18 protein-coding genes, 1 tRNA gene and 1 pseudogene are annotated in these 23,456 nt (G+C 34.2%); 9 read left to right on the top strand and 11 right to left on the bottom strand.

Going from position 1 to position 23,456, the window contains the following annotated elements; all coding sequences use genetic code 11:
* Nucleotides 1-170: 170 nt before the first annotated feature.
* The 5 genes from OLM54_RS08225 to OLM54_RS08245 form a co-directional block, all read right to left on the bottom strand.
* The gene (locus OLM54_RS08225) at nt 171-1,289 is read right to left on the bottom strand and encodes a vWA domain-containing protein (RefSeq protein WP_264538111.1); all 1,119 of its coding nucleotides are present in this window, start codon (nt 1,287-1,289) and stop codon (nt 171-173) included.
* Between the two features lie 106 nt (nt 1,290-1,395).
* Nucleotides 1,396-1,776, bottom strand: a complete 381-nt coding sequence (locus OLM54_RS08230) for a YchJ family protein (protein WP_264538112.1) — start codon at nt 1,774-1,776, stop codon at nt 1,396-1,398.
* Entirely contained in the window at nt 1,766-1,993 is a 228-nt protein-coding gene (locus OLM54_RS08235) for a hypothetical protein (protein WP_264538113.1), read from the bottom strand. The genes OLM54_RS08230 and OLM54_RS08235 overlap by 11 nt, the downstream gene beginning before the upstream one ends.
* 120 nt (nt 1,994-2,113) lie before the next feature.
* Complete coding sequence (locus tag OLM54_RS08240) at nt 2,114-2,260, bottom strand: hypothetical protein (RefSeq protein ID WP_089075917.1); 147 nt, start codon at nt 2,258-2,260, stop codon at nt 2,114-2,116.
* Nucleotides 2,260-2,802 (bottom strand): hypothetical protein, encoded by a 543-nt coding sequence (locus OLM54_RS08245; protein ID WP_264538114.1) that lies wholly within the window; start codon nt 2,800-2,802, stop codon nt 2,260-2,262. The genes OLM54_RS08240 and OLM54_RS08245 overlap by 1 nt, the downstream gene beginning before the upstream one ends.
* Before the next feature lie 86 nt (nt 2,803-2,888).
* Between OLM54_RS08245 and OLM54_RS08250 the strand changes: the two genes are divergently transcribed.
* From OLM54_RS08250 to OLM54_RS08275, 7 genes and pseudogenes are all read left to right on the top strand, one after another.
* Nucleotides 2,889-3,140 carry a hypothetical protein gene (locus OLM54_RS08250; RefSeq protein WP_264538552.1) on the top strand — a complete coding sequence of 84 codons (252 nt, stop codon included), beginning with the start codon at nt 2,889-2,891 and terminating at the stop codon, nt 3,138-3,140.
* A 335-nt stretch (nt 3,141-3,475) separates the two neighbouring features.
* Nucleotides 3,476-3,916 carry a KTSC domain-containing protein gene (locus OLM54_RS08255; protein ID WP_132036946.1) on the top strand — a complete coding sequence of 147 codons (441 nt, stop codon included), beginning with the start codon at nt 3,476-3,478 and terminating at the stop codon, nt 3,914-3,916.
* 259 nt (nt 3,917-4,175) lie between these two features.
* Nucleotides 4,176-4,937 carry a DUF4369 domain-containing protein gene (locus OLM54_RS08260; protein WP_264538115.1) on the top strand — a complete coding sequence of 254 codons (762 nt, stop codon included), beginning with the start codon at nt 4,176-4,178 and terminating at the stop codon, nt 4,935-4,937.
* Between the two features lie 18 nt (nt 4,938-4,955).
* Nucleotides 4,956-5,342: pseudogene (locus OLM54_RS21720) on the top strand (peroxiredoxin family protein); the annotation flags it as partial.
* Nucleotides 5,343-5,528: 186 nt separating this feature from the next.
* Nucleotides 5,529-5,609, top strand: a tRNA-Tyr gene (locus tag OLM54_RS08265).
* 341 nt (nt 5,610-5,950) lie between these two features.
* Entirely contained in the window at nt 5,951-7,714 is a 1,764-nt protein-coding gene (locus OLM54_RS08270; protein ID WP_264538116.1) for an Ig-like domain-containing protein, read from the top strand.
* Nucleotides 7,715-7,787: 73 nt separating this feature from the next.
* Nucleotides 7,788-9,806 (top strand): OmpA family protein, encoded by a 2,019-nt coding sequence (locus OLM54_RS08275; protein WP_264538117.1) that lies wholly within the window; start codon nt 7,788-7,790, stop codon nt 9,804-9,806.
* Nucleotides 9,807-10,012: 206 nt separating this feature from the next.
* Here the strand turns inward: OLM54_RS08275 and OLM54_RS08280 are convergent, their stop codons facing one another.
* The 3 genes from OLM54_RS08280 to OLM54_RS08290 are packed head-to-tail and all read right to left on the bottom strand — an operon-like array spanning nt 10,013 to nt 17,161.
* Complete coding sequence (locus tag OLM54_RS08280) at nt 10,013-10,420, bottom strand: hypothetical protein (protein ID WP_264538118.1); 408 nt, start codon at nt 10,418-10,420, stop codon at nt 10,013-10,015.
* A gap of 22 nt (nt 10,421-10,442) precedes the next feature.
* On the bottom strand, nt 10,443-16,658 hold the full coding sequence (locus tag OLM54_RS08285) for an FG-GAP-like repeat-containing protein (RefSeq protein WP_264538119.1): 6,216 nt from the start codon (nt 16,656-16,658) through the stop codon (nt 10,443-10,445).
* Between the two features lie 5 nt (nt 16,659-16,663).
* Nucleotides 16,664-17,161 (bottom strand): T9SS type A sorting domain-containing protein, encoded by a 498-nt coding sequence (locus tag OLM54_RS08290; protein ID WP_264538120.1) that lies wholly within the window; start codon nt 17,159-17,161, stop codon nt 16,664-16,666.
* 355 nt (nt 17,162-17,516) lie between these two features.
* On the opposite strand from OLM54_RS08290, the gene OLM54_RS08295 reads away from it, so the two are divergent.
* Nucleotides 17,517-18,086 (top strand): Crp/Fnr family transcriptional regulator, encoded by a 570-nt coding sequence (locus OLM54_RS08295; RefSeq protein WP_264538121.1) that lies wholly within the window; start codon nt 17,517-17,519, stop codon nt 18,084-18,086.
* 77 nt (nt 18,087-18,163) lie between these two features.
* Nucleotides 18,164-19,027 carry an SDR family oxidoreductase gene (locus OLM54_RS08300; protein ID WP_264538122.1) on the top strand — a complete coding sequence of 288 codons (864 nt, stop codon included), beginning with the start codon at nt 18,164-18,166 and terminating at the stop codon, nt 19,025-19,027.
* 136 nt (nt 19,028-19,163) lie between these two features.
* On the opposite strand, the gene OLM54_RS08305 is transcribed toward OLM54_RS08300, so the two are convergent.
* The 3 genes from OLM54_RS08305 to ppk1 form a co-directional block, all read right to left on the bottom strand.
* Nucleotides 19,164-20,102, bottom strand: coding sequence for a helix-turn-helix domain-containing protein (locus OLM54_RS08305; protein WP_264538123.1), 939 nt, complete (start codon nt 20,100-20,102; stop codon nt 19,164-19,166).
* Nucleotides 20,103-20,227: 125 nt separating this feature from the next.
* Entirely contained in the window at nt 20,228-21,214 is a 987-nt protein-coding gene (locus tag OLM54_RS08310) for an alpha/beta hydrolase (protein ID WP_264538124.1), read from the bottom strand.
* A 99-nt stretch (nt 21,215-21,313) separates the two neighbouring features.
* Complete coding sequence (ppk1, locus tag OLM54_RS08315) at nt 21,314-23,347, bottom strand: polyphosphate kinase 1 (protein WP_264538125.1); 2,034 nt, start codon at nt 23,345-23,347, stop codon at nt 21,314-21,316.
* Nucleotides 23,348-23,456 lie beyond the last annotated feature (109 nt).

Below are 23,456 nucleotides of genomic sequence, written 5' to 3' on the forward strand. Positions count from 1 at the left end.
TTGTTTAAAAATTGAAAGATTTAATAGTTTAAAAATTCAATTATTTTTTATTGTGTTGTTAAAAACCTTCATTAAACGAGCACTTCTCCCGTCCCGAAGCTTCGGGATCTGGACGCTCAGCGTGACAGCTGAAACTTTTGTTCCTCTGAACCTTTGCAACTTTGAATTTATTAACGAACTCTCTTCTTCCTATTCGTTTCATAATCTTCAAAAATCATTTCGCCCAAACCTTTAAGTCCGGTGTAAAATGCTTTTCCCTGATTGGCTTCTGTAAAATGATTTACAAAACGCTGCAAATACGGATCGTTTGCAATCATAAAAGTCGTAATGGGTATGTGCAATTTTCTGGCTTGCTGTGCCTGCGTATAACATTTGTCTACAATATATTCGTCGAGACCATTACTATTCATATAATAAGAACCATCGCGTTCACGTACGCAGCTTGGTTTTCCGTCGGTAATCATAAAAATCTGTTTGTTGGTATTTCGCTTTCTGCGTAAAATATCCATCGCCAATTGTAAACCTGCAACTGTATTGGTGTGGTATGGACCAACTTGCAGATACGGTAAATCTTTAATTGGAATTGTCCATGCATCGTTTCCAAAAACCAAAATATCAAGTGTGTCTTTTGGATAACGGGTTGTGATTAATTCGGCTAAAGCCATCGCTACTTTTTTGGCAGGCGTAATTCGGTCTTCGCCATACAAAATCATACTGTGGCTGATGTCGATCATCAAAACGGTACTCATTTGGGCTTTGTATTGCGTTTCTTCTACAACCAAATCATTTTCGGTAAGCATGAAACTTTCTACGCCGTTATTAACTTGTGCATTTCGCAAACTTTCGGTTAAGGAAATACGCTCTAAACCATCGCCAAAATTAAACTCACGAAATTCTCCGGTATGTTCATCTCCATTTCCGGCATGTTTTGTTTTGTGATTTCCGTTTCCGGAACGCTTTAAATTTCCGAAAATTTGATCTAAGGCTTGTTGTCTAATGGCACGTTCTGTTTTAGCTGTGATACCAAAACCATCAGTTCCATCTTCTTTAACCTCGTCTTTTATGTAACCTTTCTTTTTTAAATCTTCGATAAAATCATCGATTGTGTAGTTTTCGTCGGTAAGTTTATATTCTTTATCCAACTCCCGAAGCCAGTCTATAGCCTCATCGAAATCGCCCGAAGTATGGGTGATGAGCTCTTTAAAAATACCAAAAAGCTTTTCAAACGGAGACTGAAACGGGGCTTCGTATGTCTTAAAATAAAAACCTTTTTTAAATTCGTTTTTCATAATTCTAAAATTACGTTATTTTAGAATTACGAAAAAAGAAACGTTTATTAATTTTTAGTTAAAAAATTTGCATAAAAAGAACCAAAATTAGGCAGAAGTATACTAATTATTCAAACTTTCCGTCCAGGTAAAACCATTGATTATTTTCGGATTTAAAAGTCGAAAATTCATAATGTATCTGTGATTTATTATTTGCATCTAAAAAATGGGCTTTAAATTCAACTGTATTTTTAGTAAAACTTAAAATTTTCAATTTTTGCCATTTATTACTTGTTGCCCAGTTTAAAATTTCTTCTTTTGAATAATATTGTCTTTCTGAAACATAAGTGGTTTCTAAAAGATAATCGGCATTATGCATTACATAAGCTGAATATCTCGAACGCATTAAAGCTAAAGCTGTTGGCGCTTTTTGATTGTTTTCAAGGTATAATCCGCAGCAATCCTGAAATAATAAACCTGTATCGCAAAAACACTTTTTATTCTCCATCAACTTGTTCTTCGCCGTTGATTTTTACATGCAGCTGATTTAACAAAACCTGATATCTGCTAATTTCTCTTAATTCTTCATCTTCTTCGGCATGATCCAGCATTTCGTCTAAAGTATCACTTACTTCAAGCAGTTTATTATTGGCTTCTCTATCTTCTTTTGCAGCTATCAAATCGATAATTTCCTGCACTTTTATTTTTAAATCTTCAAATTTCATATTTATATGTATTGTTGTTTTTTGTTTCAGGGTTCAAGTTTCAGGTTTCAGGTTTCAGGTTTCAGGTTACGTACGTTGCGCACAACTTGAAACCTGAAACTAATAAAACCTGAAACTTTTTTATTCTTCTTTTTTGTCTTCGTTGAATTTTTTAATGATTTCCTTTAGTTTTTCTTTACGTGCAATTTCGGCCTGTTTTACTTTATTCTGGGCTTTGTGCAATTTATCATTATGCTTTTTGATATTTCGTTCGTTGTTGCGTCCCATTATATTTCTCTTTTAATTTCTTCTAAAGTTTTCTCGGTAAAAATCAATTCGTTGATAATTTGTTTTCTCAAATCATCAATATTATCATAATCAAAATGTTTTGCCCATGAAGTTAATTGCTGTAAATTCCTGATTTGTTTGATTCGTTTTGTGGTTTCAAAACTGGTTCTCAAAACGGCTTTTCCATCATAATCAGGATTCTTTTTATGCTGATATGTTGCGGTATTATTATCAAAATCAGCTTCGATATAATATAGTTTTTCTTCGGCATTATCGGAATAAAATTCATTCCAGGCTGCAAAACCAATTTTTGTTTTCAGCGGCGTTTCCGGTTCCATCGCAATTAAACGCCATTTGCTGTTTGCTAATCTTCCCCAATGATTGGAAACGCGGTACATTCCGGCTTCGGTATAATAATAGGTACTTCCTGCTTTGCTTTCAAACTGTTTTTTTAAGCCTTCAATTTCATTTGCCAACACTTCATAAAAAACACAAAATGTATTTTTGAATGAATTAGGATGTGGCTTAAAGTTTTTTTGCATGTGCAAATATACTCAGATTGTTGCCAACTCCCCAAACCAAACAATAAATGATTAACTTTGCTGCTTCAATTTTAAATAAAAAAGTCATGTCTAAAGGTTCACACGAAAAAATGCTGCAAAAAGGAGTTTATACGGGCATTATAGAAAAAGATGAAAACAATAATTATTTTTGTGGTGAATATCTTTTAGATTATAAATTAGTGACTGCTAATCATACTATAGGTGATTTGATTACCATTAAATCTGTGATTGAAAATCCGAGCGATATTAGTTACGATAAATATCCAAAGAAGTCTAAAAACTTTCATAAAGCGAATAATAAGCCTGAGGATAAGTAAAATTTCGTTTCAGGTTTTTTTGTTTCTGGTTTCAGGTTTTGAAATGAGATTTTTTAACACAAAGAACGCAAAAGGTTTTTCACAAAGCTGGTTCAATATATAGCTTTGCGAACTTTGCGTTTTTATAAGATTCCGTATGTATAAAAAACTTTGTGTGCTTTGTGGTTAAAGTTTTTCGCTTTTACCATCTAGCTTCTAACATTTTACATATTTTGATAATATTTTTTCCTTCAAAAGTAAAAAGTTAAAAAAAAGTGTACCTTTGCAAAAAATTTGTCGTTTTGAAGTAAAAAACACTCATTTCAAACTAATAGACAATAAGTTACCTTTTATTTATGAAAAAAATAGTTGAATACCGCAAGTTACTAAACGTTGAGAAAACTGCAGAGTTAAAAGATTTAAAAACCATTTACCGTAATGCGATGAAAGAATCTCATCCTGATAAATTTCAAGGTGACGATGCTGGTTTAAAAGCTGCAGAAGAAAAAAGTAAGGCTATCATTGAGGCTTATCACTTTTTGGTTAGTATTAACCCTGAGACAATTAAAGCAAATTTACCTGAATATACAGAAACGATTTCAACTTGTTCAATTACTGATTATAAATTTGTTGACGGTCGTTTAATTATCGATTTCTCTAACGGAAGTGTTTACGAATACATTAGTGTTCCTAAAGCAACTTATGTGAAAATGGTCAATGCAGATTCTCCTGGAAGATTCGCAAAAAGACACATTTTAAACTCTTTTACCTGGAGAAAGAAAACAAATCAGGAATAGATTTACACCAAAATATTTATAAAAGCATTCTGACAACAGGATGCTTTTTTTATGCTTTAAAATCAGAAAATTATATGTTTTAAGTATAAATAATAATATAATTAAAAGTTTTAAGTCAAATTTACCCAACAAACATGCTGAAAACATGAGAATTAAGCATAAAAAAACTATAACAAAATTTTAGGTTACAAAATTCTTTATGTTTTATATTTTTAGATACTTTTGTTGCACAAATCAATTAACTAATTAATTTTTTATAATGAAAAAAATACTTTTTTTACTTACCGCTTCTGTAGCGATAATTTCTTGCAGCAAAGTTAAAGATGGAGAGTACCTTATTACAGGAACTGCTACAGGAATTGAAAACGGAAAAACGATCATTCTTCAAGGTCAGGATCCAACTACTAAAATGCCATTAGCTCTTGATACAGTAAAAGTAGAAAATGGAAAATTTGAAATTAAAGGAAAAGTAACTGAACCAGCATTTCATACTTTAATTCTTCAAGGTGCAAACGGACCAATTCCTTTTATCTTAGAAACGGGAGAGATCAAAATTGCAATCGATAAAGACAGTATCCACAAATCTAAAATTTCTGGAACTTACAATAATGATGAGTACGTAAAATTCAATGACGAACTTACAAAAACTCAAAAAGCATTAGTTGATTTTCAAAAAAACAACACTCAAAAAATGCAAGCTGCTCAACAAGCTCAAGATACAGCAACTATCAATGGTTTGATGAAACAATACATGAAAATTCAAACTGAAGTTCAGGCAGATTCTAAAAAGAAATATGTTGCTTACGCTGAAAATCACCCAAAATCTTATATTTCTGCGTTGATTATTCAAGGTATGTTAGGAGATCCTTCTACTGATATTAAAAAAGCAGAAGCTTTATACAACTCATTAGATGAGTCTTTAAAAAATACTGCTCCGGGAAAAGAAATTAAAACAAAATTAGGTCAAGCAAAAATGCCTGCGGTTGGTGCAACAGCTCCTCCTGTTGGCAGCGCTAAATGAAGAGCAGATTTTTCAGCGCCTAATCCGGAAGGAAAAGTAATTTCTCTAAAGGAAAGTTTAGGAAAAGTAACTATTGTTGACTTTTGGGCTTCTTGGTGCGGACCATGCCGAAAAGAAAATCCAAATGTTGTTGCTATTTATAAAGAATTACATTCTAAAGGACTAAACATTGTTGGTGTATCTTTAGATAAGGAAGCCGGTAAATGGAAAGAAGCTATCGCAAAAGATGGCTTAACATGGACACAGGTTTCAAACTTAAAATTTTGGGATGAACCAATTGCAGCTCAATACGGAGTTCAATCAATTCCGGCAACTTTTATACTTGATGCATCAGGAAAAGTGGTAGCTCAGGATTTAAGAGGTCCTGAATTAAGAGCAAAAATATTAGAACTTTTGGCTAAATAATACCAGGATTCAGCATAAAACAAAAAAATCTCCCTAGTGGAGATTTTTTTATTTTATTCAATACCAATGAATTAAAAATTAATTAAAAAATAACTTAAAATTAATTGCAATTTTAGTTTGTAAAGCCCGAAAACGTTTATATATTTGCAACCGCTTAGCAAAACAAAGCGCATTAATACAAGCTTCGGGGAGATACTCAAGCGGCCAACGAGGGCAGACTGTAAATCTGCTGTGTGAACTTCGCAGGTTCGAATCCTGCTCTCCCCACTAAAAAAGTCCTAATGAAAATTAGGACTTTTTTTATGTTTTAAAAACTCACAATAAAATATAGTAAAACCTGCAAATCTTTCGATTTGCAGGTTTTTTATTTAAGGCAGTTTTCAATTTTTATAAAAACACTCAAAAGTTTTGTGACACAATCGGGAACCTGACTTTACAATATTAAAATTCAGAAAGACAATAATCCCATAACCACCGTATTTATCTTAATAAAAAAAATTAATAAAATAATTGTGTTAATTATACAACACTTAGACTGGATTGTATAATGTTTCTGGAGAATCCGACATCACCTTTACCACTTGAAATAATCCAATTAAAACAAAAAAATGAAAACTAAAAATTTACTATTAACCTTTACTATATTATGTATTGCATTTATTACAGGATGTGAAAACGATGATTTTAAAGAAGCCGTTGGAGTTTGTCCTGTGGTAGAATCGACAACACCTTTGAGTAATGCAATAAATGTGCCTTTGGGGCAGATTATTACGGTAACATTCAACGAAGAAATGGATCCGGGTTCAATCACCTCAACTTCGTTTATCGTGGCCGGAACTACTCCTATTGCCGGAACTATTACGTACTCGGGAAAAACAGCATCATTCAAACCAGCAGCTTTGCTTGCAGAAAACACCACCTATACGGCCAGGGTTACAACAAAAGCAAAAGACGCAATGGGTAATTTTTTACAAGTTGAATATGTATGGGTATTTTCAACAGGTGCTATTTTAAGACCTGTAGTAATTGCAACTGATCCTATAAATAATGCCATTGAAGTGCCGTTAAATAAAACAATTTCGGCAACATTCAATATGGATATGAATGCAGCAACATTAAACAATACGACGTTTAAGGTAAATCAGGGAGTTAATGCTGTAACAGGAACTATTTCCTATACAGGACAAACAGTATCTTTTGCTCCTGCAAGTCCTTTATTGGCTAATAAAATCTATACTGTAACGATTACTACTGGTGCAAAAAATTCACTGGATACTGCAATGACAGCAGATTATACCTGGAGTTTTACAACAGATATAACACCAACTGTAACAGCAACAGATCCTATGAATAATGCCGTTAATGTGGCTTTAAATCAAACTGTGACTGCCAATTTTAATACTATTATGGATGCTGCTACAATCAATACAGCAACATTTATCCTGACACAAGGCGCTACAACAATTCCGGGTACGGTTTCTTACTCTGGTACGACAGCTTCGTTTAAACCAACAAATTTACTTGTATTAGGAAAAGTTTACACAGCAACAATTACAAACGGTGCAAAAAGTAAAGCCGGAACTGCATTGGCAAGTGATTTTGTATGGAACTTTACAACTTCCCTATTACCTCCTGCACCTTTAGTCGTAGATCTTGGTACTGCTGCTATGTTTGGAACTTTTGGCGGAAATGCCGGAGTAACAAATCAGGGACTAAATACAGTTATAAACAACGGAAGTATAGGTACAACTGCAGCTTCTACCCTGATTACAGGTTTTCATGATGGTCTGGTAGTTTATACCGAGACTCCTCTAAATGTTGGAAATGTTACCGGTGATATCTTTACCGGACCTCCGGCTCCCGGAACTGCAACATCATTAGCAATTGCACAAAAAGCATTATTGGATGCAAATGCGGCCTATTTAAGCATTTCACCTGCTGCAAAACCGGGTGGTTCAGATCCAAACGCTGGAGAATTAGGCGGATTAACATTAGCTCCGGGAGTTTATAAATCAGCAAGCGGTACTTTTAAAATTAGTAATGGCAACCTGACGCTTGATGCACAAGGTGATCCAAATGCTACATGGATTTTTCAAACGGCTTCAGGCCTTACTGTTGGAATTGCCGGACCTACAGGTGCTAAAAGTGTTATAATGACAAACGGCGGATTACCTAAAAACGTTTTCTGGTACGTAGGAAGCGCAGCCACTATTAACAGTGCCGGCGGAGGAACTATGGTTGGAACTATTATTGCCAATTCTGGTGTTACTTTTTCTACTGCCGGAAATGCAAATCAAACAGTTCTCAACGGAAGAGCAATATCTTTAGTTGCATCTGTGACAATGGTAAATACAACCATAAATGTCCCTTAAATAATACAATCACTAAATATATCCCGTTTTCGAACGGGATTTTTTTCATAAAAAAACACCTAAATAAAAACAAATGAAAACTAAAATTAGTTTTAAATCAAAATTATATATAACGCGACTTTCAGATAAAGTTCTTCTAAACAGATTTTTATTAATGACTTTGTTATATATAGGTTCTCAAACAACTCTCCAGGCACAAGAAGTCTATTATACAAAACCTTCCTGGTTCTTTGGTGTTGCAGGTGCAACCAATTATAATTTTTATCGCGGCTCAACCCATCAGCTTAATTCAAGTCTGACTCCGCCGGTTACTTTTCATAACGGTGAGGGCGCAGGACTTTACTTAGCACCGCTTGTTGAATTTCATAAGCCGGATACAAGATTGGGTTTTATGTTTCAGGCAGGCTACGATAGCAGAAAAGGTTCATTCGATCAAAAAACTACGGCTTGTAACTGCCCCGCAGATTTATCTACAGGTTTGAGTTATATTACTGTAGAACCAAGCATTCGTTTTGCGCCTTTTAAATCTAACTTTTATGTATACGGGGGACCACGTTTGGCTTTTAATATCGATAAGTCATTCAAATACAAATTAGGAACTAATCCGGCTCTTCCTAACCAGGAACCATCTGATGCGGTAAGAGGAGATTTTGATGCCGTTAAAGAAACACTTATCTCCATGCAAATTGGAGCAGGTTTTGATATTCCGTTATCATCACAAAATCATAAAACACAATTTATTTTATCTCCTTTTGTAAATTTTCAGCCTTATTTTGGACAACATCCCCGTTCTGTCGAAACCTGGAATATAAGTACTTTTAGAGTTGGTATGGCTCTTAAATTTGGACAAGGAAGTGCAATCGAAACACCTCAGGCTCCAGCGTCTAAAGTACAGTTTTCTGTAAATGCGCCCAGAAATATTCCGGGAGTTCGTAACGTTCGCGAAGTATTTCCTTTAAGAAACTATGTTTTTTATGATCTTGAATCCAATAAAATACCAAGCCGTTACAAATTATTAAGAAAAGAAGATGTAAAAGATTTTAATGAAGACCAAATCGGGATTGCACCCAGTGTAAATCCATCCGGACGTTCTGCAAGACAAATGACCGTTTACTATAACGTCATTAATATTCTTGGAAACCGAATGGTGAAAAATCCGTCAGCAAATGTTACGCTTGTTGGTTCTTCTGAAAAAGGAACCGATGATGGTGTGGCAATGTCCGAATCGATCAAGACTTATTTAGTTACTGTATTTGAAATAAATACCAATAGAATAACGACCAAAGGACAGTTAAAACCAACTATTCCGTCAGAACAGCCCGGAGCTACAAAAGAATTGGTACTGCTTCGTGAAGGAGATCGCAGGGTATCTATCGAAAGTAATTCGCCAGAATTATTGATGGAGTTTCAAGCTGGTCCGGATGCTCCCTTAAAACCTTTAGAACTTGTTACGGTGCAGGACGCGCCAATTGACAGTTATATTACGATTGATGCAACCGGTGCAGGACAAGTCTATTCATCATGGTCTTTAGAAACTACAGATCCGGATGGAAAAGTAAAAGTTTTTGGTCCTTATACTCAGGAAAAAGTAAGTATTCCGGGCAAAAGCATTATGGGAACCCGTTCTGAAGGTGATTATAAAGTAAAAATGATCGGTAAAACCAAAAGCGGCACTATTGAAGAAAAAACAACCACTACACATATGGTATTATGGACACCTTCTAAAACAGATGAAGGTCTTAGATACAGCATTCTTTTTGAATTTAATAAATCAAAAGCAATCGCCATGTATGAGAAATATTTAACAGATGTTGTTACGCCCAGAATACCTAAAAATGCGGTAGTCATTATTCATGGCCACACTGATATTATTGGTGAAGAGTCGTATAACCTGACTTTATCTTTAGACAGAGCCAATGAAGTGAAAAGTATTATAGAAAGTGCATTATCAAATTCAGGCAGAAAAGATGTAAAATTCGAAGTACATGGTTTTGGAGAGGACGAAAGTATGGCGGCTTTTGAAAACAAACTTCCGGAAGAACGTTTTTACAACCGTACGGTTATAATTGATATTATTCCCTTGTTAAAATAAAAATTCTAAAGTTCAATTATATAACAGATATTGTAATTAAGCTTTGCACATAACAAGTGTCAGGAAGATTAAATAGACTTATTAAAAAAGTCCTAATGAAAATTAGGACTTTTTTTATGGATAAAATTGAAAAATCTAAATACAATCATCTACTGTGGTAGATGATTGTTACAGTTTTAATTAACTTTAATTAATTTGAAAAAATTTTAATTACCGTCATATGTAATTTCATAATTCATGGATTTTAATTCATCCAATGTTAATTCATATCGTTTATCGTACAGACCCTTTTCTTTTATTTCTTCCCATGTATGACTATCAATCGTAGATTTTTTATAAATTAATATCCATAATTTAATATCTCCTTTAAACGAATCAAGATAAATATCGATTTTAGCTTTATCATTGCTGTTAATCTGTCGATACGATGGAAAATTTGAAAAAAAAGCAGGAAGTACTTCTACATTATTATGACTAAAAGGATAATAAATAAGTTGATCACTTGTATTTTTAATTGTTAGATACGTATCCGGAGACTCATCTCCGGTTTCTCCCGGACAACCCTGAAAAATAAAACCAAGTACAACGAATAAAAATAATTTAAAATACTTCATACCAATATTTTTAATGATAAAATTAAATTCCCAAACCTAATGATGGAATAATAACATCCCACCAGGTAAATTTTCCTCCAGAGGTTGGATGTTTAGATTGCCAACGAGGATCTCTACCATTGAAGAAAGAATTCCTTGGGTTTTCATAAGGGGAATATCCTCCTTCCTGAAAAGTTTTAAGATCAAAATAATCAGGAGAATTTGGAGTGTATCCTTCTTTACCACTACCATAATGTTTATCAATATACTTTGCTCCCAGTTTACTGGCATTAACCTCAAACCATCTGGCTTCGTGATCATCGCCACCCAATTTAAGTGTACTGGTTAAACTGGTTACAGCGATTACAGGGATATATAAAGGTCCGAAATAACTGCTTTGAATTGTGTGACCATATTCATGAACAAAAAGGTGATCATGCCAATCTGCTTTAAAACCTTGAGGCCCATTAATATATGACCCTAAAGTAAATGCTTTCGACCCGCTTCTTTTGGTTTCTATTGCAGTTGCTCCGGCAAGATAGGTTACGCCTTCAACATTTCCTGTTAAATTATATCCATGCGCTGCTATATTTCCAATTATACTGTTTGTTGATCCCCAGGTAAATCTCGATAAAATCTGTCCAAAATTTCTTTTAAACATTCCCATATCAATTCTAAAAGCATTTTTTATTTCTTTATAGTCATAATGATCTGTATTAACACCGTGTTTAAGTATATTTTTTCCTATTGTAAATAGTGTTCCAAAAATTTCTCCACTAGGATCTGTATACTTCAAAGGACTATTTAATACATAGCCATAACGGTTGTAATTTTGTATATTAAAAGGTTCCTGAATATTATCATCCGGCTGCAGGAATCGATGTATTTTCGGATCATAAATACGCCCGTTCATATTGATAATTCCAACACTTTGTATATGTTCGTGTCCTGTATATCCTCTTTCTAATAATGTTAATCCGGTCAAGGCAGTACCGGCTCCGTTTTGAACTTTAACAATATTTCCCCAGGCATCAAAAAGACGCTTTTCTACTACTGCACCGCTGGCATCTGAAATTGCTATTACAGAACCCTGATAATCTCGCTGCAAAAACAAATAATTTTGTGTTGTGCCGTCGCTTTTTAAAACGATACCTGCGTTGTATGCATTACCTCCAATGTATGTTATAAATTCGACTGCTCCGGTCGTTTTATTCTCTTTTGCTTCAATTGTACCATCGCTGGAATAATGCTTGCGATATGGTCTTAAAGTTTTATCATCTTGTAATCCTCCATAAAACATTGTGCTTCTGCTATTAGAATCATTATAGAGAAAACTGACTTTATCAATACCTGCTTCTTCGATTTGAACAGGACTATTAAATGTATTATACGTAACATTAAGAACTGGTTTACTGGTATAATATGTTAATGCATCTGCTGTAACATTAATAGAGGTATTCTGGTACGGTTTACTTGTGTTAGAATAAATATAGGTACCCAGATTGTTTTGAGTGATACGGCCTTTAGCGTCGTAAGCCTGTGTTTCTTGTGCTCCGGATGGATTCGTAAATTCTGTTAAACGGTCTAATGTATCATATTTAAAACTTTCATTCCAGCTCAGCAGGTTGTTTGATTTACTGTTTGTATTTCCTTTTATTGGATCAAAAACGGCACCTAATGTCAAAATATTAGTTACGGGCACAGTTGTTTTATCGTATTTTATTTGAGAAGGATATCCAAAATAATCAAAAGTATTGGTCATCGTAATTGGCCCGTATAATCCACCTGTTAATTGTCCTTTTGGATTGACTGTATTAGTCTGCCATAATACGGCATTGTTTGCATTATCCAAAATTTGCCATGAATAGCCGTTTTTATATGTGTTTTTAAAGGCTTTAGTACTTGTTTTAGATGAAATTACAGCTGTACTCGTTTCTATTTCAGCTCTTCCAAAAGCATCATATGAAAAGTTTTTAGTAAAAGAACCATATGGCGTTGTTTCTGTCATCTGGTTAATTCTTTTTGAAGTGTCATACGTATAGGCATTTGTGATTGTACTTGTTCCTTCACTTAAATTTTCAAATTTACTATTGAGCAATAAATTGCTGGTTCCGTCGTACGTATAAGTTGTTTTAGAGTTTGTGTATAATCCTGAAACCAATTTTTGACTTATTCTCCCGTCTGGAGTTAAGGTATATGTTGTTGTTCCATTTGGTGCTATTTCCTTAGTAACTTCACCAAAATTATTGTATTCGTACGTAAAAATTCCGGCAGAGGGATCTGTTATTTTTGTTCTTCTTCCCCAGCCATCCTGTTCTATTGAAGTGACGGCACCATCAAAATTGGAAGATTTTAAATTACCGTTTGCAAAATAGGTGTAGTTAATAGATCCTCCCGGAGTTTCTGATAATGAAACAATATTTCCAAGGGCATTTTTAGTAATTATTTTTGTTTTAGTGTTTTCACTAATTGTAGTGGTTAAACCTGAATAAGTATAATTAACAATATTGCCTGTAAAATACATGCTTTTGCTTACCCGACCATAATTATCAAATACTGTTGTATTATAATCCTGAGGTTCATCTCCGTATGGTTCACTTATTTGCACATTTCTTTCATAAAGATCATACAGATAAGAAACCATGGAGTAAACTCCATTTATGTTTTTTACACCAGTCATAATTTTCAGTCCTAAATCATTAAATATATCCTTACTTGCACTACCGTCATCTCCTGTAGTGGTAATAATAATTTCAGACCCACTATTGGCATAAGTATAGTTCTTTGATTTTCCTAAATAATCGGTCACTTTTATCTTTTTAAACCACGTGTCATAAGCGTAGGTAGTTTTTAAACCAAATGGATTTGTTTCAGAATTTAATGCTCCGCTATAAAAATTGTAATCGAAAATTGTAGAGAGATTTTGATAATCTGTGCTCTTTGTTAAAAATCTTCCTGAGGTATCATATTCAAATTTAAGCACTCGAGGTGAATCAAGTCCGCTTGTTATCGTTTTTGTCTTTAAATTTCCAAAGCTGTCATATACGTTCGCTTCATTTATAGATTCTGCACCATCAGATCCTGGACCATATACATATTTTTCAGTATAAGATAAAAGCTGGTTAGAATCAAACTCATAAATTTCTGAATATCCCGTTGAACTACCTGAAACCGTTGTTGTTTTATACTTTTGCTGAACCCTGTCTACGATATAAGGACTGGTAAGATTATCATATTGACTTACTCCCTCAACAACAGTCTCTACTACACTTGCCCCTTCTTTTCTTAATATAGTTGCAGTAAGAGGATTATTGTTATCGTTATATACAATTGCCGTCTCTGTACTGGTACCAAGTAATCCGTTGTATTGCTTAATACTTGTATTTTGTAATTTTAAAACTTTGTTTGCAAGTAACTGGCTGTTATAACCTAATAAATCTTTCGTGATATAAGTATCTGATGTGGCTTCTGAAGGACTTAAAAAGCCAATTGATGTATAATTTTCAACATTTATTCCCCTAAGGCTAATATCATTCTTTGACACATTTGATATTATGGAAATTGGGCTTGAATCACTAAACCAATTTGTTCTTAAAGTCGCCCTAAAGCCTAAAAAGCCTAAACCTTCCATATTCGACACCGCATCATAATACGTAAACAATTGTTTTTTATACGATGTACTACTGGCTCTTTCAAGTTTAGTTACCAGTTGAAAAGTAGGAGCTTCTAATACATTTATATTAGGATAATTTTCAATAATCCCACTAAAATAATAACTTCCGCCTTCTTCAAAGGAGTCAGGACCCAAAGGCTGATACGTTATAGATTCTGTAACTCCATTTCCTGCTGTAATTGTTCTCAACAGTTGTTCTTTATTAAAATCTTTAGTTGAATTAAAAGTAAATATCCTGTTATTGTTTATAAATGAAAGCTCCAATTTACCATTAGGCTCATTTGCTGAAAGAAAAACAGGTAAGGCATTATTATATATATCTGCCTGATTGATAATACTGCCGCTGAAATAGTTTCCTGCAGCATTAGAAAAACTGCCATTTTTATTTAGATAACAGGTAACATTTAAACTCCCCACTGAACTGCCTGAACCACGACTGGAAGAAGTTAAAAGTAAATCTGTCTTACCGTCATTATTATAATCGGTAGGAATTACGTAATAAGTTGTCGTAGCACTGCTAGTTGGGTAAGTAAAACCCGTATACGTCTGAATTTCCTTTACAAGACCTGAACCTGTAGCAGAATATTTATACCATTCTGAATAGCCTGATCCTTTTGGTATGATAAAATCATTTTTACCGTCTCCATTATAATCACCCATTAAAATTGGCTTGTCCAGTGCAATGCTGGCATCTGCCGTTATGGTTTGATAGAGCAGTACAAATTGGTTATTATTATCCAGCGTATAAACCTTTACTTTACCAGTGTCAAATACATACAGATCTGATTTACCATCCCCGTTAAAATCAGCTGTCATAAATTTACTCGTACTTGTGATGGTAATATATCCTGCTGTTGTAACAAAGCCGGAAGTAATCCTGCTGTCTAAATTTACAAAATACGTTTTACCTCCTGCATAGGTAGAAGTACCGGTAGTACAGCCGTATGTATAAGGATAGGTAAAAGGTTTTTCGACTGCAATAATATCCGTCAAACCATCACCATTAAAATCCCCATTGACAAAAGCTCTTGCAATATCTGTTTCGTAATGAACTGCAATAGGACCTGTAGGGGGCGGTGGTAATTGAAGCTGATTTGTTTTTGTCTTAAAAGATTCGCCGCCATCACACTCATAATAGTAATCTAAGACAAATCTGGGAAAAACATAATTTTTTTGATTTTGTAAAGCTTTCATACCTGAATTCAATGCATAAGTGGTAAAAGATCCTCCCTGAACAATGGTCCATCCCTGCATTGGATCTAACTTATTTGAAGCGTTAATAAAACTTACAGGGAAAATTTCATCAAAAAGTCCAATATCATCCCTGAAACCAATATTAACAGCAGAAGTTGTATTTATATCAGAAAATAACCAATATTTCTTTTTGGTATCAGTTCCGGTTGTGAGGTAAAGAATAAAATCCATACTGCCGTCCCCGTTAAAATCTCCTGAAACTGCTGTTGAATTTGAAGCCGTAAGATTACCTACACTTAAACTTGCAGTAACAGTTGATCCTGTAATGGTTTGTGAGGTTGTATTATAGGTAAAAACCGTTGGATTATACGCTTTTGTCGAATCGCCGTTTTTTTCGGTAATGGAAGTAATCTGGTCTGCTGAATTTGAAATTAATTCATACCTCCTTACGCCTGCAGAAAAGGAATTTACCCAAATTTTATCCAGCATTTTACTGTTTGTAAAACTGGTATTACCAATATAATACTGAATAGGAATCTGCCTGTCTTTATAAGTAAATTGGATAGTATTCAAATCATCATCGCCAGTATCGCCTACACCACCATAAGATATCTCCGTTATACGTAATACATTGTTAGTAAGCGCATAAAGATAATTAATTCTAATATTTTGAGCATTCTGCCAATTTGTTATTGACCAGTCTGATAAAGATCGTGATTCATGTGAACTGCCATATTGATAAGAGGTATTACCATATTGAGCCGTTGAACCGTCTGGATATTCGACAACAAAATAAGACGGACCATAAGCAGCTCCGGCTGGGTGTACACCATATGAAGTGACCTTAATATTAGAGAAAAATTCTGTTTCGTAAACTGTACCGTTTGCACCATACACTCCGCTGGTACCATTTTTTACAATCAATCGCTGACCATCCAGAGCAAAGCGGTCTAAAGCATTAAAATCGACCGGATCGATAGTTCCATCATGAAATTTAGAAGCAGGAATTCTGGTTATAGAAGATACTCCTGTTATATTCCACCCAAATGCAGCAGATCCGTTGCCTCCCTGACTATTATAGGCTAAACTAACTTTTGGAGCTACTTTATTTATTCCTGTTGGTGTAAAAAGAGGAATTTCATAATTTGCACTCCCGGTTGAAGATACAGACAACTCTCCTTCTGTATTCCCTACTTCTGCCGAACTGCCTGTTGGAGCACTTGCTGTTGCTACGGCATTATTTTGACTTTTATTTGATAAATTGATTCTATTTCCCTCGTCAGATTCCAATTTTGTCATCAGTGTTATTCCACCGTTTGATTTATTGACAATCTGAGCATTTATAAAAAAAGAAAAACTGAAAAATATAAAGGATATGTAAAGTTTTGTCATAGTAGTTATTGCTTAATGATTTTTATTGTTTTCTCATCTCCGTTTTTATAAACAAGATTTATCATATAAATTCCAATTGGGTAATTGCTGAAAGATATATTTTGATTATCGTCACCACTTTTGCCTTTCTTGAATGAAGTCAGCACCTGACCACTAATATTATAAACCTGTATGTTTTGTATGTTATTCTCATCACTAATCTTCCATTTGAGGTACAATTCTTCTTTTACAGGATTAGGATAATAGGAGAATGTGTCTTCACTTGCAAATTTTAAAAGATCACCCTGCACCAGAGATTCAATATCTTTGACAGAATCATTTACTTTTTTTGAAGTTACACAGCCAGAAATGCATAACTCCCTTTTAATCTGATTACCAGCGGTATCATAAGAAAATAGAATTTTACTTTGAGCTGTAGAGATAGCAAAAGTGCTTAGAAAAAGGATAACAAAATAGTTTTTCATAGTTGGATGATAATAATTTGGATTAATAAAAAAAATCATACACATGTAGGTGTAAAACTGTATAACAGATTTGTAAATATTATTTTTTTTAACAAGATTTATTCACGAAAAAACTTATTTCGCTTTAATTTAACAGAAGAATAATATTTTAGAAGTCATTACTTAATATTCGATTAAATATTAATAGTATGCTTAACATTTCCTACGATTTACAAATAGCAATTATCTTTTTTGTAAATCATGTTATAAAAGCACAGTACTTTAAATTGGGAATGATACTTTTTTTGAAGTAAAAGTTAATGAATACAGAGCATCATGCTATATTTTTTATGACCGCCTAAACTTTTTACCAAATGGTAAATGAACTGCTTGTATTAAACCTTATATTTCGCCTATGAAAGTGTTTATTGATTACATATTACAGTTTGGCAATCTGAACAAGCAACAGACAGACCTGATTATCAGCAAGACAAAAATACTGGAACTTCATAAGGATGACTATTTTTCGGAAGCAGGAAAGATCCCCAAACAAGTTGGATTTATTATTGAAGGTGTCGTTCGTTTCTGCTATTACAATAACAAAGGACAAGAAATTACCCATCACTTCATTGACGAGAACAATTTTGTTTCAGACCAGCAAAAGTTTGAAGCACAAGTAGTAGCTTCGGAGTACATACAAGCAGTAACCGATTGCAAATTACTTGTTTTTTCAAAGAAAGACTGGGATGAAATCGGGAATACCATTGTTGGCTGGGATGCTATTACAGGGCTGATCGTAAAAAATTGTTTGATAAAAACGATTGAAAGAAGGAGTCCTCTGGTTTCTGAAGATGCAACCACCCGTTATTTATCATTTATTGATAATTTTCCCAATCTTGTCAATCGTATCCCTCTTTCTCATGTCGCTTCTTACTTGGGAATCACCCAACAATCATTAAGCAGGATACGAAAAAATATCCGCTGATATTGCTTTTTACCATATGTTAAATGATTTCTATTTTTATATACCAACCTTTGTATCATTATTTAAATAACAAAAAAATGAGCAAAAAAGTTGTATTAATTACAGGAACAAATAGCGGTTTTGGGTGGCTTACAGCCAATAGTGTTGCAGCATTGGGGCATAAAGTTTATGCTACCATGAGAGATACCAAAGGAAAAAATGCTGATAAAGCAACGGCATTAGAACAGATAGAGAATATAACTGTCCTGGATGTTTCGCTAACCAACGAGACAAGTGTAAAAAATGCATTCGACACTATTATCGCTACAGAAGGCAGAATTGATGTGTTAGTCAATAATGCAGGTATTTCGATGTTTGGTGTGGCTGAAAGTTCAACTACAGAAGATGTACAGAACATGTTTGATGTGAATTTTATCGCCCCTTGGAGATTGATGAAATTGGCGTTACCTTTTATGCGTAAGCAATCAGAAGGTTTAATCATTAATGTTTCGAGCGGATGGGGCAGATTCTCGGCTCCTTTTACAGTGGTGTACGGAGCATCAAAATTTGCTCTCGAAGGTTTAAGCGAAGGTTTACATTATGAAGTGCGACCTTTAGGAGTTGATGTAGCCATTATTCAACCGGGTGCATTCCCTACTGAAATGTCCCAAAAGATCCAGACTGGTTCAGATACATCAGTTGTTGAGGATTATAAAGCCATAGCAGATGTTCCAAATAAATTGTTTGCTGCCATTGGTCAAATATTTGAAACAGAAAAGCCAAATCCGCAGGATGTTGCAGATGCCGTAGTGAAACTGATTAATCTGCCAAAGGGACAAAGACCATTAAGAACCGTTGTTGACCCAAGTACAGGAGAAATTATTGAAACGGCTAACGAAGCTGTAAAAGTTGAATACGAAAAAGTTTTAACAGCTTATGGAATGAAAGAACTTTTAGCGTAAAATAGAATGGTCAGTTTATTTATTAAACAGATTCAATTTTGATTAGAGTCATAAAAAATTGAAGGTACCTTACATCATGAGACATTGCTTTTGATGTGAAGTACCTTCTATTATTTCATCACCTTTACTATTTTGGTCAATTCTTACGACTAAGTGAAACAGACCTTTTAGTACAAAGGCTATTTTTAAATGCTGTAGGTGTAAACCCAGTTTTATTTTTAAAAACCTTACTAAATGATTGCGGGTACTCAAAACCTAAAACATATGCTACCTCGCTTATAGTTAAACCGGAAATGCTTATTAATTCTTTAGCTTTTTCGACCATATTGAAATGAATGTGCTGCAGTGCACTGCTTCCCGTGAGCTCCTTTAATTTTTCACTTAAATGATGAGGCGTTAAATTGAGCTGATCCGCAAGATATTTTACTGTTAGCAACGGACGAAGGTCTTTTGCGTCGTGATTAAAATACTTTTGAATTTCATTCTCAACAGCCGTTAGCAAATCAGAACCCGAAGATTGTTCAGGACTGGACTGATTGTGATAAAATCGATTGATCATTCTAAGAAGCAGTTCAAGCTGCGCCACAATAATAGGTTCGCCAAAGCTATTTTTTCCTAATTGAGTTTCTTTGCCTATATCCGAAACCAGCAAATTAACAGATTCCTCATTCTCCGGCGTAAGTTGCAGAGCCCTATAAACTTCATAAGAGAAAAAATCGAAATCTTTAATTGATTGCACTAAAGAATATTGACGAAACAAATCCGGATGAAATGCCAATGCCCAACCAGCCGAGAAATAATGATCTTCGACCGTTATTAACTGTCCCGGTGCCTGAAATGTTAAAGAACCCGTATTAAAATCAAACGCACGCTGACCGTAACCTAAAGTACCGCCGGCATTTTCTTTATACCAAATGGAGTAGAAATCAAAAACAAGACTACTGGATGAAGCGTGTGCCAAACACTGTCTGTTGGTCAGATCAAACACCGTAATTAAGTCGTGTTTGGGAGCCGGTAAGAAAAATAGGCGATGCAGATCTGCAATTGACCTGGCAACGTAAGGCGCGTTAGTCATCAGAGAATATTTAAATTAAAACAAAATTAATGAAAACTTTGTAAAGTCAATTGACAGGCTTACTTAAAGATTAGGTGTATGCCAGTCTTTAAGTAAGCCTGTCAAATTTACTGATTTAATTAAACTTAAATTGATCTGATTGCTCTTACGTGATCGGCAATAGCACGTGCAGATAATGGCGCATCAGGCGTAAAAATCTCAAAACCATGAGGAGCGCCCGGATGTAAATGAAATTCAATTGGTACTGCCGCTCCGGCTAATTTACGTGCATAATCTAAATTTTCATTTCTAAAATAGTCAAGATCACCTACTGAAATATAGGTTGACGCCAATCCTTCAAAATTATCCAGCACAGCCGGTGAGGTAATTGCAAGGTCATAATCGCTTAACGGATCCGGACCTGTGATTGCCTGCCACAAAGCGCCCAACTCCTGATAGCCAAAAAAAGCGAAAGGTTCTATGTTTTCATCAAGAATAGTAGTACGGTAATCAAGCATCGGATAAATTAGAATCTGTTTTGCGAGTGCTATTTTTCGATCACGTGCAAGTATAGCAGCTCCGGCAGCTAATCCGCCTCCGCCGCTGTCACCCATTATTGCGATTCTGTTAACATCCACATTTAGTTCGCTTGCATTATTTTTGAGCCACAAAATAGAATCATATATCTGCTCTACCTGTGCTTTTCCATAAACTTCCGGCGCAAGACCATATTCAACAGATAAAAAAGGAACTCCTGACCTGTGTACATAATCTGCCACTACGCGATCATAAAGTTCTACCGAGCCAAACATTCGACCGCCGCCATGAACAAATATGACGGCTGAACTTTCTACTGTATCTTTTCCCGCAGAATACCATCTCAGGCGGATATCAGAATCATCAGCAGCTTTCATCTCAAAATCCTGCCTGTGAATATGCGTATGCAAAGGCAAATGAGCGTTCATATTTATATACAACTGGTTTCCTGCCTTTTTTATTTGCTGCAAGTCGCCTTTGGGTTTTTCTACGGGCGCATGGCTGTCCATAAAATTGGTAAATGATTTGCTGATCCCCGGATCAAACTGGTATTTATGCGCATTTGCGAATAAATCTCCTTTTTTTTCGTGTTCCATTTTGATAATAAATTAATGAGATGCAAAGTTGTATCATCAGCATTGTATTTATCGAACTAAAAAGTGGTTTCACGTATCCAAAAGGTGGTTTATCGTTTTTTATATCTCAAGTAAAATTTCTTTATTATTCTCAGCAATCCAATTGTAAATTTCTGTTTGTGCGCGTCTTGGTTTATCTATATTTAAAATCTCCAATTCATTCTTTCCCTCGCTATTTACAATTCTTCTTTTTGTATTGTCTTCTAGTTGTAACTGAATAATGGTATTAATCGCTGCAATATGTTTTTCATCATATAACGGAAAAGCAACTTCTATTCTTCTGTTTAAATTTCGGCTCAGCATATCTGCAGATGAAAGATATATTTTTTGATCGCCATTATTTGCAAATTTGTAAATTCTCGAATGTTCTAAAAACATATCGACAATGCGATAAATTTCGATATTTTCTGATACATTTTTAATGCCCGGCAATAAAGTGCAAATTCCCCGTACAATCATAATCACATCAACACCTGCACTGCTTGCTTCAATTAGTTTATCAATAATATCCTTTTCATCAACCCCGTTTACTTTCAAAAAGATATAAGCTTCATTGCCCTCTTTTTTATTTTCTATTTCGTTATTTATTAATTCTAATAATTTGTCTTTCATATTAAAGCCTGCTGCCAGAATATGTTCCGGTGCTGCTTCTTTTTTCTTGGTTTTTAAAAAATCAAAAACCTTTTTTAAATCATCCGTATACTTTTTTTCTGAAGTAAAAAATCCAAAATCAGAATAAATATTTGCTGTAGTTTCATTAAAATTTCCGGTTGATATATAATTGTAATACTTTTTATTTCCATATTTATCTTTCATGGTTACCATCGCAACTTTAGCATGAACTTTTAAATTTGGCATGCTTTGAATGATTTTTATTCCGGCATTTTTCATTTCCCGCGACCAGAATAAATTATTGTATTCATCAAAGCGCGCTTTAACCTCTACAAAAACCGTTACTTTTTTACCATTTTTTGCGGCGCTAATCAATGCATTTGCAATTAGGGATTGCGATGAAATACGGTACAAAGTAATTTTTATTTCGAGAACATTTCTGTTAATTGCCGCCTGATTAAAAAATTGAAGCACATAATAATACGATTGATACGGAAAATGAAGCAATTGGTTTTGTTTGTCAATAACATCAAAAATGGACTTGCAGTTTTCAAAAGGCAAATGTTTGAGACCCGGATAATTTACTCCCTGAAGATTTGGTTTATGAGGATTTGGAAACTTGAATAAATCATATAAATTATGATGGCTTCCTCCTTTTATCATCTCATCTTTTTTAAGACGGAAAGCTTTTTTACATATCGCAATTGTGTCGGCATCCATACAAGAATCATACAGAAATCGTGTCGATGAACCTCGTTTTCGTTCTTCAATTTTTGCTTCAATTTTCGCTATTAAATCTCCTGAGTTTTCATCTTCTATCAGATAATTTTCATCTCGGTTTAATTTTATGGCATAACAGGAAACCACTTTTCCCGTAGGAAAAATAAAGGATAAACAATTCTTTATTATAGTATCAATCGAAATAATATAATGTGTATCTCCGTGACTTTGCAATTGCTTAAACCTATCCAGTTTATCCGAAGGAATATTGAGATATGCATAATTATAGTTACCCGCAGTATCTTTTAACTTTACTAAAAAGTATAAACTGCGATTGTTTAAGAAATAGGTTTTTGGCTGGTTTATTGAAATATAAATTACCTGAATATAAGACAAAATAATACTTTTAAAATAATATTCGATCTCATGCAAATGCTCTTGTAAAAGCTCTTGCTTTTCATAATAAACTATATTATTAGCTTCTAATTCAGGCAGTATTGAAGTGTTCCAAATTGAGCCGAATCTATTTTGCTGAAGATTTATTTCGGTTAGAATTTTATCCAGCAAATCTGTATTTTTTTTTGATTTTTTGATCAGTAGTTTTCTGATTTTAACCCTGAAAAATTCATCTAAATTAGAAGAATGAATGGCTAGAAATTTAATTCTTTCATAAAGTGAATTATTGGCGTCATCTGCTTCATCCAAAATACAGTTGTTGAAAGAAAGCCAGGAGATTTCTGAAGGTAAAAGATGGTTTTGCACGTAATAAATTGGTTTATGCTTTAATTAATACGCTTGTAAATTTGAGAATTAATTATCTTAAAACATAATACAGACAGGCAGTTAACTATAATTTAATTTATTAATAACA

It is taken from the genome of Flavobacterium sp. N1736, from assembly GCF_025947065.1.
Classification (GTDB): domain Bacteria; phylum Bacteroidota; class Bacteroidia; order Flavobacteriales; family Flavobacteriaceae; genus Flavobacterium.

What these genes read in the sequence shown, in the direction of transcription:
- OLM54_RS08275 (WP_264538117.1), top strand. Translation starts at nt 7,788, where the DNA reads ATGAAAACTAAAATTAGTTTTAAATCAAAATTATATATAACGCGACTT.
- OLM54_RS08245 (WP_264538114.1), bottom strand. Translation starts at nt 2,802, where the DNA reads ATGCAAAAAAACTTTAAGCCACATCCTAATTCATTCAAAAATACATTT.
- OLM54_RS08240 (WP_089075917.1), bottom strand. Translation starts at nt 2,260, where the DNA reads ATGGGACGCAACAACGAACGAAATATCAAAAAGCATAATGATAAATTG.
- OLM54_RS08295 (WP_264538121.1), top strand. Translation starts at nt 17,517, where the DNA reads ATGAAAGTGTTTATTGATTACATATTACAGTTTGGCAATCTGAACAAG.
- OLM54_RS08310 (WP_264538124.1), bottom strand. Translation starts at nt 21,214, where the DNA reads ATGGAACACGAAAAAAAAGGAGATTTATTCGCAAATGCGCATAAATAC.
- OLM54_RS08255 (WP_132036946.1), top strand. Translation starts at nt 3,476, where the DNA reads ATGAAAAAAATAGTTGAATACCGCAAGTTACTAAACGTTGAGAAAACT.
- OLM54_RS08235 (WP_264538113.1), bottom strand. Translation starts at nt 1,993, where the DNA reads ATGAAATTTGAAGATTTAAAAATAAAAGTGCAGGAAATTATCGATTTG.
- OLM54_RS08225 (WP_264538111.1), bottom strand. Translation starts at nt 1,289, where the DNA reads ATGAAAAACGAATTTAAAAAAGGTTTTTATTTTAAGACATACGAAGCC.
- OLM54_RS08270 (WP_264538116.1), top strand. Translation starts at nt 5,951, where the DNA reads ATGAAAACTAAAAATTTACTATTAACCTTTACTATATTATGTATTGCA.
- OLM54_RS08280 (WP_264538118.1), bottom strand. Translation starts at nt 10,420, where the DNA reads ATGAAGTATTTTAAATTATTTTTATTCGTTGTACTTGGTTTTATTTTT.
- OLM54_RS08250 (WP_264538552.1), top strand. Translation starts at nt 2,889, where the DNA reads ATGTCTAAAGGTTCACACGAAAAAATGCTGCAAAAAGGAGTTTATACG.
- OLM54_RS08300 (WP_264538122.1), top strand. Translation starts at nt 18,164, where the DNA reads ATGAGCAAAAAAGTTGTATTAATTACAGGAACAAATAGCGGTTTTGGG.
- OLM54_RS08230 (WP_264538112.1), bottom strand. Translation starts at nt 1,776, where the DNA reads ATGGAGAATAAAAAGTGTTTTTGCGATACAGGTTTATTATTTCAGGAT.
- OLM54_RS08285 (WP_264538119.1), bottom strand. Translation starts at nt 16,658, where the DNA reads ATGACAAAACTTTACATATCCTTTATATTTTTCAGTTTTTCTTTTTTT.
- OLM54_RS08290 (WP_264538120.1), bottom strand. Translation starts at nt 17,161, where the DNA reads ATGATTTTTTTTATTAATCCAAATTATTATCATCCAACTATGAAAAAC.
- OLM54_RS08305 (WP_264538123.1), bottom strand. Translation starts at nt 20,102, where the DNA reads ATGACTAACGCGCCTTACGTTGCCAGGTCAATTGCAGATCTGCATCGC.
- OLM54_RS08260 (WP_264538115.1), top strand. Translation starts at nt 4,176, where the DNA reads ATGAAAAAAATACTTTTTTTACTTACCGCTTCTGTAGCGATAATTTCT.